At 63.9% G+C, this 14,157-nt stretch carries 13 protein-coding genes and 1 pseudogene; 8 read left to right on the forward strand and 6 right to left on the reverse strand.

Annotation, left to right across the window (positions count from 1 at the left end; all coding sequences use genetic code 11):
* Positions 1–2,427: 2,427 nt before the first annotated feature.
* Positions 2,428–2,706, reverse strand: coding sequence for a BolA family protein (locus M2650_RS04020; protein ID WP_249474197.1), 279 nt, complete (start codon positions 2,704–2,706; stop codon positions 2,428–2,430).
* 2 nt (positions 2,707–2,708) lie between these two features.
* Positions 2,709–3,008 carry a YciI family protein gene (locus tag M2650_RS04025; protein WP_249471511.1) on the reverse strand — a complete coding sequence of 100 codons (300 nt, stop codon included), beginning with the start codon at positions 3,006–3,008 and terminating at the stop codon, positions 2,709–2,711.
* Between the two features lie 427 nt (positions 3,009–3,435).
* Between M2650_RS04025 and M2650_RS04030 the strand changes: the two genes are divergently transcribed.
* The 3 genes and pseudogenes from M2650_RS04030 to M2650_RS04040 all read left to right on the forward strand — a co-directional run bounded on the left by M2650_RS04030 (position 3,436) and on the right by M2650_RS04040 (position 7,050).
* Positions 3,436–4,356, forward strand: a complete 921-nt coding sequence (locus tag M2650_RS04030) for a segregation and condensation protein A (RefSeq protein ID WP_249471515.1) — start codon at positions 3,436–3,438, stop codon at positions 4,354–4,356.
* A 192-nt stretch (positions 4,357–4,548) separates the two neighbouring features.
* A pseudogene (scpB, locus tag M2650_RS04035) lies at positions 4,549–5,149 on the forward strand (SMC-Scp complex subunit ScpB); the annotation flags it as partial.
* Positions 5,150–5,352: 203 nt separating this feature from the next.
* A complete protein-coding gene (locus M2650_RS04040) occupies positions 5,353–7,050 on the forward strand; it encodes a pseudouridine synthase (RefSeq protein ID WP_249471518.1) in 1,698 nt (565 codons plus the stop codon).
* 97 nt (positions 7,051–7,147) lie between these two features.
* Here M2650_RS04040 and M2650_RS04045 read toward each other — a convergent pair whose 3' ends face one another.
* Positions 7,148–7,606 carry a hypothetical protein gene (locus M2650_RS04045; protein ID WP_249471521.1) on the reverse strand — a complete coding sequence of 153 codons (459 nt, stop codon included), beginning with the start codon at positions 7,604–7,606 and terminating at the stop codon, positions 7,148–7,150.
* A gap of 109 nt (positions 7,607–7,715) precedes the next feature.
* Positions 7,716–8,003 carry a DUF3247 family protein gene (locus M2650_RS04050; protein ID WP_249471524.1) on the reverse strand — a complete coding sequence of 96 codons (288 nt, stop codon included), beginning with the start codon at positions 8,001–8,003 and terminating at the stop codon, positions 7,716–7,718.
* 218 nt (positions 8,004–8,221) lie between these two features.
* Here M2650_RS04050 and M2650_RS04055 point away from each other — a divergent pair, with 218 nt between their 5' ends.
* Together M2650_RS04055 and M2650_RS04060 are read left to right on the forward strand one after the other, a co-directional pair.
* Positions 8,222–9,322 carry an NAD(P)/FAD-dependent oxidoreductase gene (locus M2650_RS04055; RefSeq protein WP_249471527.1) on the forward strand — a complete coding sequence of 367 codons (1,101 nt, stop codon included), beginning with the start codon at positions 8,222–8,224 and terminating at the stop codon, positions 9,320–9,322.
* A 6-nt stretch (positions 9,323–9,328) separates the two neighbouring features.
* Entirely contained in the window at positions 9,329–9,898 is a 570-nt protein-coding gene (locus M2650_RS04060) for a hypothetical protein (protein ID WP_249471530.1), read from the forward strand.
* Positions 9,899–9,939: 41 nt separating this feature from the next.
* Here the strand turns inward: M2650_RS04060 and M2650_RS04065 are convergent, their stop codons facing one another.
* Together M2650_RS04065 and M2650_RS04070 are read right to left on the reverse strand one after the other, a co-directional pair.
* A complete protein-coding gene (locus M2650_RS04065) occupies positions 9,940–10,737 on the reverse strand; it encodes an amidohydrolase (protein ID WP_249471533.1) in 798 nt (265 codons plus the stop codon).
* 114 nt (positions 10,738–10,851) lie between these two features.
* Complete coding sequence (locus tag M2650_RS04070; RefSeq protein WP_249471536.1) at positions 10,852–11,997, reverse strand: pyridoxal phosphate-dependent aminotransferase; 1,146 nt, start codon at positions 11,995–11,997, stop codon at positions 10,852–10,854.
* A 65-nt stretch (positions 11,998–12,062) separates the two neighbouring features.
* Between M2650_RS04070 and M2650_RS04075 the strand changes: the two genes are divergently transcribed.
* From M2650_RS04075 to ccmB, 3 genes are all read left to right on the forward strand, one after another.
* A complete protein-coding gene (locus tag M2650_RS04075) occupies positions 12,063–12,548 on the forward strand; it encodes a DUF3293 domain-containing protein (RefSeq protein ID WP_249471540.1) in 486 nt (161 codons plus the stop codon).
* 35 nt (positions 12,549–12,583) lie between these two features.
* The gene (gene ccmA / locus M2650_RS04080; RefSeq protein WP_249471543.1) at positions 12,584–13,231 is read left to right on the forward strand and encodes a heme ABC exporter ATP-binding protein CcmA; all 648 of its coding nucleotides are present in this window, start codon (positions 12,584–12,586) and stop codon (positions 13,229–13,231) included.
* A gap of 204 nt (positions 13,232–13,435) precedes the next feature.
* Positions 13,436–14,119, forward strand: coding sequence for a heme exporter protein CcmB (ccmB, locus tag M2650_RS04085; RefSeq protein WP_249471546.1), 684 nt, complete (start codon positions 13,436–13,438; stop codon positions 14,117–14,119).
* The last annotated feature ends 38 nt before the right edge of the window (positions 14,120–14,157 follow it).

A 14,157-nucleotide genomic window follows, 5' to 3' on the forward strand; every position in this document is an offset into this window, starting at 1 on the left:
AGTCGATTTTGGACTCGACCAGATTGGCGCAGCTAAGCGGCTGATTGCAGGTGCTACTGGCGACCTGGCCGATGACCCACTTGGCGGTGTTGTAGTGGTAAAGCCTTGTGTCGGTGCGGGTGTAACCGCCCGGCGCGCTGGAACGAGTGATCTCCGTGGGGCGTGCAAAGTTGTCGAAGGCATTCGCCTTCCAAATGGACTGCGCACCATCTTGAGATATGGTTATCGATGCAACAGGCCGGACTTTAAAGAGGACGGGGTTATAATTTCCGTGCTCGACGAGACCATAAACATCTTGAAATGGCTGACCGGACGATGATGCTAAATAAGAGTGCGTTATAGTTCTTACAACGTTTCCACCTTTTTTGATGGTTTCGCTCAGAAGTCTGCCGAAGTTGCTCGAATAATCAGTGCTAAACCTGAACTCTGCAGTTACCTGACCAGGATCTACGACTGTCGTTATCGAATAGCCCCTGCAGGGTTGTCCTTGATTGCAAGCACTGACAGTGCTCCAACTCGAGTCGTATTTGTATTCCCAACGCTGCGTGGCAAGGCCAGAGCCTGTGATTGTTTTTTCATACAGCGAAGCAACATCAAAGGCCATTGGAGGCCCACTTAGTTCTTCATCACCAAAGAAAGTCGTATAGGGCGGATATATTGGGTCGTAGCATGTAAATGGGGTCTTGTCGCTGCCATGCACTAATTTGCGAAATTTAAATGTACCTATGGCCCCAGCGGGATTAGTAGCGACAAATGAACCTACGTCCTCAGGCTTTGGGGCTTGACTAGAGGACCAGTTATTGGCACTTACGTTTTGGGCCAGCAAACAGCCCTGCCATAAATAGTTGCCCACGTCTCTGGCCGGGCGACCGATATTGTCGTACACATATTTCCAGCTACTTCCGTCAGGCCGTATGACTTCAGACAGAATGGAGTATCCATTTACGTCTGGAGTGTAGTGATAGGTCCAGCTTCTCGTGCTAGAGGATACTGAGCCGATTCTTCCCTGTGAGTCGTACGCAATGGCGATAGACGCGTTGTCATTAGACCTAATCGCCTTAAGCCTGAAAGGGTTTGCAGGATCGTATTCGTACTCAACCCAATTTCCAAATCTATCTTCAACGCGGGTCGCAAACAGGAATACTTCTTTTCTATAGAGATTTATGCCAGTACGGCATTCACCACCTCCATACTTGCAATATAAAGAGGCATCAATCAATGGAGGGGCTGATCGAGAAGCCATCCAATCGAATTGATACTTGGTGCCGTCAGGCAAGCGAACAAAAAAGCCTTCACCGGTCCCATTTTTAATGGAAGGCAAGCAACCAACACGCCAGTCCTGGGTTGTAGATCCAGCATAGACTGCGCCATCGGTTGGAATTTCTGCGCCCGGCAGCAAGGACAGCATTAACGATTCTGGGTATCCAGGTATACTTATCTTGTTGCCGCCCCAGTACTCGCTAGCACCATACTCAATTTCAGTGAACTGAATTCCATGCACGTTAGGTGGCTTAATGCCGTTGCTGCATCGCTTGAGAGGCTCTTGGGAGTTTGACGAAACCCATCCCGATGAATCTGTGAATACCCCATGCAGATGAGGCACATCGAGGCGCCATCCACATAGGATGTTGTCAGCATCCCCCACACACCTTTGCACTCCTTTTGCTATATCTAGCTTTCGCCCGAAAAAGACTGGTAATCCGTTTGTTTTAACTTCTATATCAGTCACACGGAATTGCACCTGCCCGGTGGACAGCTCGATTTCCTCACCGAAAGGACTATCCGATTGCATTATGCTAGGAGAGCTCTCCTTCTCAACGCTTTGATAGTCCCCAGCCACAGTGGCTACAAGCTGCGCTGATGCAGAGCCAGAAACGAGGATCGCCACGCAAGCTAATGCAAACGAGAGCTGCCGTTCCAAAATGTATTCCCTTCTGTACGCTTAAGTATTCCAAGCTGATAAAGGCTCTGCTGCATCAGAACCTAATCATATATATTTGCTATCGCAAGGGCTCGACACATAGGCACATGGCTCGGCGTACTGCCGCATACGACAGAAAACACTCAGTTTTGCTGATGCTGTCTTGAACCCCATGGAGCACCCTTTTTAATTACCCTGCGCCCCCGCGCAATCGCAGCCTCACTTCCCTTGTCAAAGACTAGATGGCCCAATCTGCTTTAGCAGGCCAAACTTCGGATGACACAGCTTCGGGCGAAACAGTTCCCCCATCAGACCCACTGTAAGTTGACATAGACAACAACAACCATCACCAGCTTCGGCTTGCACTTCGATTCGACAGGCCAAATCCGACAGATGAGGCTGCACTTGAGCGGTTCGTCGCTTAGACCGCGGCCCCAGGACTCGTCTTGCATCTAGGGCAACCCGTAAATCAAAAGCGAAGGCAGCAGGGCAAGCCCCCTACAATGCTAGTCGACTTCGTCGGGCGTGCGAGCCCGCATCGACAGGGCGTGGATGTCGGTAACCATCAAATCGCCCAGCGCCGCATAGACCGCACGGTGGCGCGCCAGCGGCGCCAGCCCTGCGAACGCCTCGCTGACGATCTCGACATGGAAGTGCCCTCGCCCGTCCTGAGCGCCGGCATGCTTGGCATGGCGATGGCTGTCGTCGCGGATCTCCAGCAGCGTCGGCGCCAGCGAAGCCTGCAGCGCGGCGCGGATCGCTTCCACGCGTTGCTCGCGCGGCAGGCTCACGGCAACACCGGCCGGAACGGACGCACGTCGACCCGCTGGTAGACGCCCGCGGCGACGTATGGGTCGGCATCGGCCCAGGCGCGGGCGTCGGCGAGCGATGCGAATTCGGCGATGACGATGCTGCCGCTGAAACCGGCCGGGCCGGGATCCTCGGCGTCGATCGCCGGGCAAGGCCCGGCCAGCAGCAAGCGGCCCTCGTCGCGCAGCGCGGTGAGGCGAGCCAGGTGTTCGGGCCTGGCCTGCAGGCGCTTGGCCAGTACATCCGGGCCATCGTGGCCTTCGATCGCGTACCACATCCGCCTGCACCCGCCTTCGCCGATCCGAGAAGTGTCGATTGTATCGGGCGCCCTGCCCGCATCCGAAGCCAGCCGCGACTCACGACCGCAGCTGAAGCCCCTGCCGCAGAAAAAGGGCACAGGCTGGACACGGCCCACCGCAGCCCGTACCCTTGACCCATTGCTCGAGGCCGGAAGCAGCGGCCGTCGCGAACCAGGCGCCCCACGCCTCACGCTGACGCTCGAATCGCTGCCCCCACCGGCCCGCGCCCGACCATCTCTTCCGCCGTCCCCCGCCTCGTCCCCGCGCGGCGCGGCCGGTCGTGATGTTTGGGCGACGCTCCGCCCTTGCGACTGGGTTCGCAGAACTTAAGCGGTACCGATCCAAGCGCCGCGGCCCGCCGCGCCCACCGTACGTCCAGTGGCCCGGAGGGGGCCGCTACCCAAGATGACTGCAGAAACCGCGCCCGACGCGACACCCCAAAACCACGCGCCCGTCCATCCGCAGCAGCAGGAAATGCCGCTGGCGATGGTGCTCGGCCAGCCGTTGCTGCAGATCCCGCAGGATCTGTACATACCGCCGGACGCGCTGGAAGTGATCCTGGAGGCCTTCGAAGGTCCGCTGGACCTGCTGCTGTACCTGATCCGCCGGCAGAACCTGGACATCCTGGACATCCCGGTCGCCGAGATCACCCGCCAGTACGTCGACTACATCCAGGCCATGCACGAGCTGCGCTTCGAACTGGCGGCCGAGTACCTGGTGATGGCCGCGATCCTGGCCGAGATCAAGTCGCGCATGCTGCTGCCGCGGCCGCCGGCCGAAGAAGGCCTGGAAGACGACCCGCGCGCCGACCTGGTGCGCCGCCTGCAGGAATACGAGCGCTTCAAGCAGGCCGCAGAGGATATCGACGCCCTGCCCCGGCTCGACCGCGATACCGCGACCGCCAATGCCTTCGTCCCGGACCGCGCCTCGGTGCGCCTGCCGCCGCCGGTAGACCTGCGGGAGATGCTGCTGGCCTTGCACGACGTGCTCAAGCGCGCCGAGTTGTTCACCGGCCACGCGATCAAGCGCGATGCGCTCAGCGTGCGCCAGCGCATGGGCGAGCTGCTGACCCGGCTCGGCGATGGCGCCTTCCACCGCTTCGAATCGCTGTTCGAGCCGCGCGAAGGCAAATTGGGCGTGGTGGTGACCTTCCTTGCGCTGCTGGAGCTGGCCAAGGAGCAGTTGCTGGACATCGTCCAGGAAGCGCCGTTGGCGCCGATCTATCTGAAATCGCTGGCCATCGGCGATGGCGGCGATGGCAACACGGCGCTTGAGTTGTCGAGCGAGTTTGACGACGACGCGCCGGCGGCGAACGACGCGGAGTAATGGCAAAAACATCACGCCCGTCATTCCAGCGAAAGCTCGAACCCATTTTGATCTTGCCGTTGTAGCAACCTCGAAAAGCAAAATGGGTCCCAGCTTTCGCTGGGATGACGACAAAAATAAAGTCGCTGGATTCCGCCTTCGCGGGAACGACGGCTCAAGACAAATCAACAAACCAAAGAATCGCAATTCCCGATGGATCAAACACTCATCAACCGCATCGTCGAAGCCGCCCTGCTGGCCGCCAACCAACCGCTGACGCTGGCGCAGCTGCATGCGCTGTTCCCCGAAGACCAGCCGGCGCCGGCCGACAGCGTCGAAAAGGCGCTGGAAACGCTGCGCGAGCAGTCCGCCGAGCGCGGCGTGGAGCTGGTCGAGGTCGCTTCCGGCTTCCGCTACCAGGTGCAGGTCGACGTGCACGCCTGGGTCGCGCGGCTATGGACCGAGCGCCAGACCAAATACACCCGCGCCACGCTGGAAACGTTGGCGCTGATCGCCTACCGCCAGCCGATCACCCGCGGCGAGATCGAGCAGATCCGCGGCGTGACGGTCAACAGCAACATCATCAAGGCGCTGGAAGAGCGCGAATGGATCCGCGTGGTGGGCCATCGCGACATGCCCGGCCGGCCGGAACTGCTCGGCACCACCAAGGGTTTCCTGGATTACTTCGGCCTCAAGCGCCTGGACGAACTGCCGCCGCTGTCCGAGCTGAAGGATTTCGGCGAACTCGAACCGCAACTGCAGCTCGAAGGCGAGAAAACGCTGCCGATCGGCGATGTCGCCGTCGACGCAGCCAACGCCGAAACCGGCATCGACCCCGACCTCGCCGCCGAAACCGACAGCTACGGCCTCGATGCCGACCTCGTCGACGAAGACGAGCAACACCCGCGAGACGCCGCACACGACGACGAAGACGCGGACCTCACCCACCCCGAATCGCAAGACGAATCGAACGACACCGCCCTCGCCGACGACGGCGACAGCGCCCGGAGTACTTAAATGAGTGATTCAACCACTCCCAGCAACGGCACGCGCAAGCTCTCGCTCAAGCGCGGCGCCGAACAGAACAACGACAACGCCCCCCGATTGGAAGAACGCCTGCACAAAGTGCTGGCGCAAGCGGGCCTAGGCTCGCGCCGCGCGCTGGAGCAGCGCATCGCCGACGGCCTGGTCAAGGTCAACGGCGAGGTCGCGCAGACCGGCATGAGCATCAAGAGCGGCGACAAGGTCGAACTCGACGGCCGCAGCTTCGTCGCCAGCGCCCTGACCGAACCGGCCCGCGTGCTGCTGTACAACAAGCCCGAAGGCGAAGTGACCACGCGCGAAGACCCCGAAGGCCGCCCGACCATCTTCGAAGCGCTGCCGGCCTTGAAGGGCGCGCGCTGGATCGCGATCGGCCGCCTGGACATCAACACCACCGGCCTGCTGCTGCTCACCACCGACGGCGAGCTGGCCAATGCGATGATGCACCCCTCGTTCGAAGTCGAACGCGAATACGTCTGCCGCGTGCGCGCGCCCGAAGGCATGGAGACCGTGCCCGACAACATCGTCGACCGCCTGCGCCGCGGCGTGGCCCTGGACGACGGCCCGGCCAAGTTCGACGACATCGAACGCATCGGCGGCACCGATTCGCACGATTGGTTCCGCGTGCTGCTGAAGGAAGGCCGCAACCGCGAAGTGCGCCGCCTGTGGGAATCGCAGGGTTGCCAGGTCAGCCGCCTGAAGCGCATCCGTTACGGCTCGGTATCGCTGCCGCAGCCGCTGCTGCGCGGACAGTCGCAGGAAATGGCGGCCGACAAGGTCGAAGCGCTGCGCAAGGAATTGAAGCTGGAAGAAGGTCCGCCGCCCGCATTGACGCTGCAGCCGGTGATCGGCCAGCGCAAGGCCGCCAAGAAGTCGACCGTGCACATCGCCGGCGAACGCTCGCACGGCTACGTCGGCGGCCACAACACCGCCGACGAAGGCCGCGAGCTGCGCCGCTTCGATCACGTCCGCGAAGATCGCGGCCGCGGCCGTTTCGGCAACAAGGGCGGATTCGGTAAAGGCGGGCACGGCGGCTTGACGGTGAGCGGCGAAGCCGCCGCCAAGCAATCGCAGAAGCCGTTCAAGCAACGCGCGCACAAGGGGCCCAAGCCGTTGCCGGAAGGCAATCCGGCCGCGTTCCGCACCTGGTATGTGCCTGAAGGCGTCGATACCGGCCCGACCGGACACCGCAATGCCGACGGCCAGCAGCCGCGTCGCGGGCCGGGCAAGCCTTACGGCAACAAGCCGGGCGGCGCACGGCCGGGCGGCGGCGCGCGTCCCGGCGGTGCACGCAATAGCGGGCCGGGCGGACAACGCGCTCCTTACCGCGGCGAGCGCAATGAAGGCGGCGGGTATCAAGGCCAGGGCGAGCGCGGGCCGCGTCGCGAAGGCGGTTTCGGCAACGATCAGCAGCGCGGACCGCGCGGTCCCGGACAAGGCCAGGGACAAGGCCCGCGTTCGCCGCGCCCGTACGGCCATCCCGGCAATGCGCCGAGCTTCCCGTCCGACCATGCCAACCCCGGCACGTTCAATCCCTACGATCGTCCGCGCGGGCCGCGTCCGGCCGGCAATCGCCCCGGCGGCAATCGTCCGCCGGGCGGACCGCGCGGACCGCGGCCTGGCGGCAATCGCGGACCGGGCGGCAACCGCGGACCGCAAGGCGGCAACCGCTGACTTGGGCGGTACAACGCCTGGGGATGCGAAATAAAACAAGGCCGGCTTATGCCGGCCTTGTCTCGTTTACGCGGTCATCGGTTGCATCGACGCTGGCTCATGGACGGGTCAACTCGAAGCGGCCCACATCCACGCCCAAGTTAACACCACCGCCGGTGCCGGCCAGCGCGAGCGATACGGGGCCTTTGGTCAACACCTGCGCCGAACCGCTCTTCACCACGCCGGCGTTGGCTTCGGCCTGCGCATAAGTACCGAGCACATCGTCGATCTTGCTGACATCGCTGAAGCGTCCCTTGCCGTCGCGGATCTCCCATTTGCCCGCGGTCAGGCCGATCGCCTGCGCCTTGATCTTGACCGGCAACGATTTGCCGTCGCTGCAGGTTACGGTGCCGTTGCCGGTCGCATGCTTGTAGACCAGCGACCAGCCGTCGATGTTGTACGCCAGCTTGCATTCCAGTCCGTCCGCGGCGAGCGCGCGCGGCGAGCACGACAGGCCCAAAGCGAAGGCCAACGCGGCGATGAGCGGGATGACGCTGTGTTTGGCGGCGGTTTTCATAGGACCTCCTGGGTGGAAACATCCCGATACCGCGCCCAGTGTCCACCCAGGCGGATCACGCCACGGTGATGCCGGCGTCCCCAGCCTGTCGCGCGACTGAATAGGCGGGCTATGCCGATCCCGTCTGATGGACTTCGAGTATCTCGTCCAGCCAGAGATAGTGTGCATGTTCCGGATTGCGCGCATCGTCGATCCGCACCACGCCGTTGATGCCTTCGTCGCCGTCGCCGTCGCGGAACACCTGCACGACGGGTCGCGCCGAAACCACGCCCTGCAGCTTGCTGCCGTCTATCAGGACGACTTCGACCTTGGCTTCGTCGGGCAATTGCGTGGCCCGCGATTCCAACAGCGCGATATCCGCCTGGTCGGTGTAGACGCATTCTGCGAACTGGCCCATGGAAGCGCCTCCGGGAAGAATTCGGAAACAGCATCCGCGCGCTCGCGTAATCGCCGGGTGAGGCGTTCGTTAGGGCCCCGATTCATCCATCTCGACACCGGTCCACTTCGCGCCGGCTTCACATTCCGCCCATCGTGCGCACGCGGCGCGGCGCGAAACTGCCGTTGCTTCCGGCGACCTTGCCGGCTTGGCTTTGCGGGAGGCTGGCGGTAAGGGCGATGGCGAAAACAAGCGAAAAATCAGACTGGGACGTGACCGTCGTCGGCGCCAGCTTCGCCGGCGCGGCCTGCGCCCTGGCGGCGGCGCAGTACGGCTTGCGTGTGTGCGTGCTCGAGCGCAAGCGCGATCCCGGCATCAAGCTGCATACCACCGGCATCATCGTGAAGGAGGCCGCGGAACAGACCTGGCTCAACCGCATGCCCGAAGCGCTGTACCGCCGCGTCGAAGGCGTGCGCTTGTACTCGCCGAACCTGCGCAGCCTGCCGCTGCGGGCGCCGGACTACTACTTCCTGACCACCGACACGCCCAATCTGATGCGCTGGCTGGCCGATGAACTGCACGCGCAAGGCGTGGAGTTGCGGCTGCAATGTTCCTTCAACGCGGCGCAACGCGACGGTGAAGGCTGGATGCTCGAAGGCCTGGGCCGCACGCGCTATCTGGTCGGCGCCGACGGCGCGAAGTCGCGCGTCGCGCAGCGCGCCGGGCTCGGGCGCGTGCGGGATTTCCTGTATGGCATCGAATACGAGTTCGCCGGCGCGCGATTGCGCGAAGCCGACGCGCTGCATTGCTTCATCAGCAAGCGCTACGCGCCCGGCTACATCGGCTGGGCGACGCAGAATCCGACCGGCGTGCAGGTAGGGCTTGCATTGCGGCATCGCAGCGCCGGCACGCAGGGGCCGGACATCGACGGCTTCCTCGATTGCATCCGGCCGCTGATCGGACTGTCCGCAGGCGTCGAAGCCAGCGCGACGCGCGCCGGACTCATCCCTTGCGGCGGACCGGTATCGTCGATATCCGCGCCAGGCGTGATGCTGGTCGGCGATGCGGCCGGCATCGTCTCGCCGGTCACCGCCGGCGGCATCCATTCGGCATGGAAGCACGGCTGGGCGGTCGGCGAGGCCATCGCCAGGCACATGCGGCATGGCGGACCGCCGCCGGAACGCGTCGCTGCGCAGGCCGCACCGCGCTTTCGGCTGAAACGCGTGCTGCGCGGTGCGTACGACCGCTTCCAGGCGGATTGGCCTTTCGACATGTTGTTGGATTCGGCGCCGCTGCGATGGGCTGCGGAACGGATCTATTTCCATCGACGCGGAGCCTGACCGGCGATGGACGGCGAATTCGTCGAATGGCGCCAGGCGATAGGTTCGTTCTTCTGCGACGCGATGCGCGCCGTCGGTACGGTGCTCGCCGTGCACCTATGGCTGGCGCTGAACGTGATGCTGGCGATCAACCCGCTGTTGGCGCTCATCTATGCGGTATTCCCGCCCGTGCTGCTGTTCGCGGCGATGGACGATCTGGCGAAGTTCACGACGTTTTCGCTGTGGGCGGCAGGCGTCTACTTCTTCAGCCTGTCGGCGATCTGCATCTTTTTCGGACGGCGCCTGCTCGCGGCGCCGGCTATCGCCTATTTCTTCTATCTGCCCTTCTTCGCTGTCTGGCTTCCCCTTTTTTCTGGAGAAATCGTACGCGCGGCGGCCATGCATGCGGCCCTGATCGTCGCAGGGCCGGAGTGCTACGAAACCTCGAGCTTGATGGCTTCCCTGCACGACCGCGGCGAGCATGCACAGTCGCACGCCTGGATGGTCAAAAACGGCGACCGCTACCTCTGGAGCTATCGCGAGTTTCGTTTCGTCGCCGATTCGCGACCCGAATCGAGCGGCGGTGTTTGCCGCTGAGGCCGATGCGGCGCGCGCCGGGTTGATGGAGCCAACCCAGCCTACGAAAGCGTAAAGGCGTCTGCGTCGAGCATCGCCGGGAAACGCTCGCGATGCGCGGCGAGTTCCGATGCGAGCAGCGTGGTGGTGACCACGACTTCCTCGTCCGTGCATTCGCTGACCGGATGGCCGAGGAAATCGATTACCGCGCTATCGCCGGCATAGTGCAGGCCATTGCCATCGGTGCCGACGCGGTTGAGGCCGGCCACGTAGCACAGGTTCTCGATCGCGCGCGCGCGAAGCAGCGTCTTCCAAGGATAAGCGCGCGCCGAGGGCCAATTGGCGACGTACAGCAGCAGGTCGTAATCCAGCCCGCCCTTGCGTTCGACGTCATAGCGGTTGCGCGAAAAAACCGGAAAACGCAGGTCGTAGCAGACCAGCGGGCAGATCCGCCAGCCTTTCCATTCCACCGTGAGCCGCTCGCGGCCGCCGGCATAGCGTTCGTGCTCTTTGGCATAGCGGAACAGATGGCGCTTGTCGTAATGCTTCAGGTCGCCGTCGGGCGTCGCCCACAACAAACGGTTGAACACGCCTTCGTCTGTTCGCAGTTGCACGCTGCCGGTGACGGCGGCATCGAGCTTCTTCGCTTGCGCCTTGATCCAGGCCACCGTCGGCCCGTCCATGGTCTCGGCCTGGTCGATCGCTTCGTTGCTGAAGCCGCTGGTGAAGGTTTCCGGCAGCAGGACCAGGTCGGTGGTGCCGTGCAGCGGCGCGATCAGGTCGGCGTAATAGTCGCGGTTGCCGGCCGGATCGTGCCAGCGGGTGGCGCCTTGGACGAGCGAGATGCGGAGGTTGTTCACAATGTTTCCAGTCCTTGAACGAGCTTTTCGCTTTTTGTAGGAGCGGCTTTAGCCGCGAGCTCTCGATCTTGTTTTTTGGCGGCTTGCAGGAAAAGCTCGCGGCTGAAGCCGCTCCTACAATTTTTGCAGACGCTCGATCGCCGCATCCAGCGTGGCTTCGTTCTTTGCGAAGCACAGCCGCGCCAACCGCTGTCCGGCCGGCGGCGACTCGTAGAACGGCGACAACGGGATCGCCGCGACGCCCTTCTCGATGGTCAGCCAGCGGCAAAACGCCAGGTCGTCCAGATCGCTTACCGCCGAGTAATCGACCAGCTGGAAATAACCACCCGGCACCGGTAGCGGCTTCAAGCGCGTGGTCAGCAGCTGTTCGCGGAAACGGTCGCGCTTGGCTTGGTAGAACGCGCCGAGCTGCTCGTAGTGCTCCGGCTCGGCGTCGAGCATCGCGGCGAACGCGTGCTGGGCCGGGTTGAAGGTGCAGAACACGTTGTACTGGTGCACCTTGCGGAATTCGGCGCTGAGCGCGGGCGGAGCGATGCAATAGCCCACCTTCCAGCCGGTGCAGTGGTAGGTCTTGCCGAAACTGGACACCACGAAGGTGCGCTCGCGCAGCTCCGGGTAGCGCAGCGCCGATTCGTGCCTGGCGCCGTCGAATACGATGTGTTCGTATACCTCGTCGGACAGCAGGAACACGCCGGTATCGCGCAACAGGTCCGCTACCGTGCGCATATCGTCGGCCGACAGCATGGCGCCGGACGGATTGTGCGGGCTGTTGATCATCAGCATCCGCGTCTTGGACCCGATCGCCTCGCGCACGCGCTGCCAGTCGGGCGCGAAGCTGCGCGGATCCAGCGGCACGTGCACGGCGCGTGCGCCGGCGAGGTCGATGGCCGGCTCGTAGCTGTCGTAGCAAGGGTCGAGCACGATCACTTCTTCCCCGGGCCGCACCACCGCGGCGACGGCATTGAAAATCGCCTCGGTCGCGCCGCTGGTGACGGTGATTTCGCTGTCCGCGTCCGGTCGATGGCCGTAAACGCGTTCCGTCTTTGCGGCGATGGCCTGACGCAGCGCCGGCACGCCGGTCATCATCGCGTACTGGTTATGGCCGGCGCGCATCGCTTTGTCGAGTTCGTCGACCAGGCGCGCCGGCACCGCGAAATCCGGAAAGCCTTGGCCCAGATTGACCGCGCCGTGTTCGGCGGCGAGTTGGGACATCACGGTGAAAATCGTCGTCCCGACCTTGGGCAACTTGGTCTGCAGCATGGAAGCGTCCGGCGATGCGAGATTTCCGAGTTTACGGATTGGCGGTGATCGGTTAAACCTTGGCCATGCAACAAACGGAAAACGAACGCGTCGGACAGCTGCTGTTCGCTTATCTGGCGGCGGACTATCGCTGGCAGCACGAGGGCAGCTGGCACGACTTGCGCATCGGCCTGCCCGCTCCGGGGGCTGAGCTGGTCTTCGGCGATGCGGGCGAATTCGCGCTGCTGTCGGCTTGGGATCCGCAATCGGTGCCGCGCCCGGAGTCGGTGAATCGTCGCGCCGACCAGGCTTTGCACGATGCGCTGCTCGCCAGCGGCAGGGTCTTCGTACCGGCGTTCTCTTCCGCGCCCGACCGCCGCTGGCGCGAACCGAGCTGGCTGGTGATGGACCTGCCGATGCCCGATCTGGACGCGATGGGGCGGCGCTTCGGCCAACTGGGCATGGTCGCTTGGCGGCGCGGGCAGCCGCTGCGGCTGCGCATGCTCGCGCCGATGCCCGACCGGCTGGAAGACCCGCTGGAACGACTCGGCTTCGTCGACTGGGTAGAATGAGCGGCTAGCCGCCGGACCGCGGCCTGCGACCCCCGATGACCGACGCCACCGCCCACACCCCGCCGTTGCTAGCCGCACACGGCCTGAGTTTCGCGCGCAACGAGCAAGCCGTGTTCGGGCCGCTGGATTTCGCCGTCGAATCCGGGGAGGCGCTGCTGGTGCAAGGCGACAACGGCGCCGGCAAGACCACCCTGCTGCGCGTGCTGGCCGGTTTGCTGCGGGCCGATGCAGGCGAAATCGAAATCGAAGGCCGGCGCGCCCGCAGCCGCGAACGCAGCCATGCGATCGCCTATCTCGGCCATCTGCCGGCTTTGAAGGCCGATCTTGGCGCCGTCGAGAACCTGGAATTCCTGTGCGGCCTGCATGGCCGCCGCCCCAGGCAGACGATCGCCGGCGCGCTCGGCATCGTCGGCCTGAGCGGCTACGAAGACGCGCTGGCGCGGCAATTGTCGGCCGGCCAGAAGAAACGCCTCTCTCTGGCGCGCCTGTGGCTGTCTCCGGCGCCGTTGTGGTTGCTGGACGAGCCTTACGCGAACCTGGACCTGGACGGCATCCACCTGGTCAATCGGATGATTTCGGCGCACCTGCAGGATGGCGGCGCGGCGCTGGTGACCACGCATGGCGCATATGCGGCGCCGCCGGTGCGGACGCGGGAATTGGTGCTGGGAGGCGGGGATGCTTAACCGCATGGCCGCACCGCTTTTAAAGCCGTCATTCCCGCGAAGGCGGGAATCCAGTGACTTTCGCTTCTCCATACAGCGACGATGCGATCTGCCATCCCGCGCGCCCTCACCCAACCCTCTCCCGCACAGCGGGAGAGGGCTAAAGCCAAGTCACTGGATTCCCGCCTTCGCGGGAATGACGGCAAAAAGCAAGGCAGATGGCGCATGAGCACTCCCTCCCTGCTCGAATCCGCCCGCGCCCTGCTCGTCCGCGACCTGCGCCTGCTCTGGCGCCGCCGCGGCGACGCGCTGCAACCGGCGCTGTTCGCCCTGCTGGTGACGATGCTGTTCGGCCTGGCGATGGGCGGCGAAGCGCAAACCCTGGCGCGGATCGCCGCGCCGGTGCTGTGGCTGGCCAGCCTGCTTGCCGGCCTGCTGGCACTGGACACCCTGTTCCGCGGCGACGCCGACGACGGCTCGCTCGAACAATGGCTGCTGGCGCCGGTACCGCTGGCTTGGCTGGTGGCGATCCGCGTTTTTGCGCACTGGGCGACCACGGCCCTGCCGCTGCTGGTCGCCACGCCGCTGTTGGCCGAGCTGCTACACCTGCCGCATGCCCAGTTGCCCGTGCTGCTGGCTTCGCTGGCGCTGGGCACGCCGCTGCTGAGCCTGTTGGGCGCCGTGGTGGCCGCTTTAACCGTCGGCATGCGCCGCTCCGGTATCCTTGTCGCCCTGCTGGCGCTGCCTTTGTATGTGCCGGTGCTGGTGTTCGGGGCGGGAAGCGTGGCTCGCGCCGCGCAGGGCCTGGACCCGGTCGGCGCGTTGCTGATGCTCGCCGCCGGCCTGGTACTGGCATTGGTGCTAGCGCCGTTGGCAGCTGCGGCGGCGATCCGGATCGCGCTCAGCTGAGGTCGCCACAGATGCATAGCCACCCACCTATCCCCCTG

The organism is Luteimonas galliterrae (genome assembly GCF_023374055.1).
In the GTDB taxonomy this organism is placed as follows: domain Bacteria; phylum Pseudomonadota; class Gammaproteobacteria; order Xanthomonadales; family Xanthomonadaceae; genus Luteimonas_C; species Luteimonas_C galliterrae.

What these genes read in the sequence shown, in the direction of transcription:
- M2650_RS04025 (WP_249471511.1), bottom strand. Translation starts at nt 3,008, where the DNA reads ATGTGGTACGCGATCGAAGGCCACGATGGCCCGGATGTACTGGCCAAG.
- M2650_RS04030 (WP_249471515.1), top strand. Translation starts at nt 3,436, where the DNA reads ATGACTGCAGAAACCGCGCCCGACGCGACACCCCAAAACCACGCGCCC.
- M2650_RS04040 (WP_249471518.1), top strand. Translation starts at nt 5,353, where the DNA reads ATGAGTGATTCAACCACTCCCAGCAACGGCACGCGCAAGCTCTCGCTC.
- M2650_RS04045 (WP_249471521.1), bottom strand. Translation starts at nt 7,606, where the DNA reads ATGAAAACCGCCGCCAAACACAGCGTCATCCCGCTCATCGCCGCGTTG.
- M2650_RS04050 (WP_249471524.1), bottom strand. Translation starts at nt 8,003, where the DNA reads ATGGGCCAGTTCGCAGAATGCGTCTACACCGACCAGGCGGATATCGCG.
- M2650_RS04055 (WP_249471527.1), top strand. Translation starts at nt 8,222, where the DNA reads ATGGCGAAAACAAGCGAAAAATCAGACTGGGACGTGACCGTCGTCGGC.
- M2650_RS04060 (WP_249471530.1), top strand. Translation starts at nt 9,329, where the DNA reads ATGGACGGCGAATTCGTCGAATGGCGCCAGGCGATAGGTTCGTTCTTC.
- M2650_RS04070 (WP_249471536.1), bottom strand. Translation starts at nt 11,997, where the DNA reads ATGCTGCAGACCAAGTTGCCCAAGGTCGGGACGACGATTTTCACCGTG.
- M2650_RS04075 (WP_249471540.1), top strand. Translation starts at nt 12,063, where the DNA reads ATGCAACAAACGGAAAACGAACGCGTCGGACAGCTGCTGTTCGCTTAT.
- ccmA (WP_249471543.1), top strand. Translation starts at nt 12,584, where the DNA reads ATGACCGACGCCACCGCCCACACCCCGCCGTTGCTAGCCGCACACGGC.
- ccmB (WP_249471546.1), top strand. Translation starts at nt 13,436, where the DNA reads ATGAGCACTCCCTCCCTGCTCGAATCCGCCCGCGCCCTGCTCGTCCGC.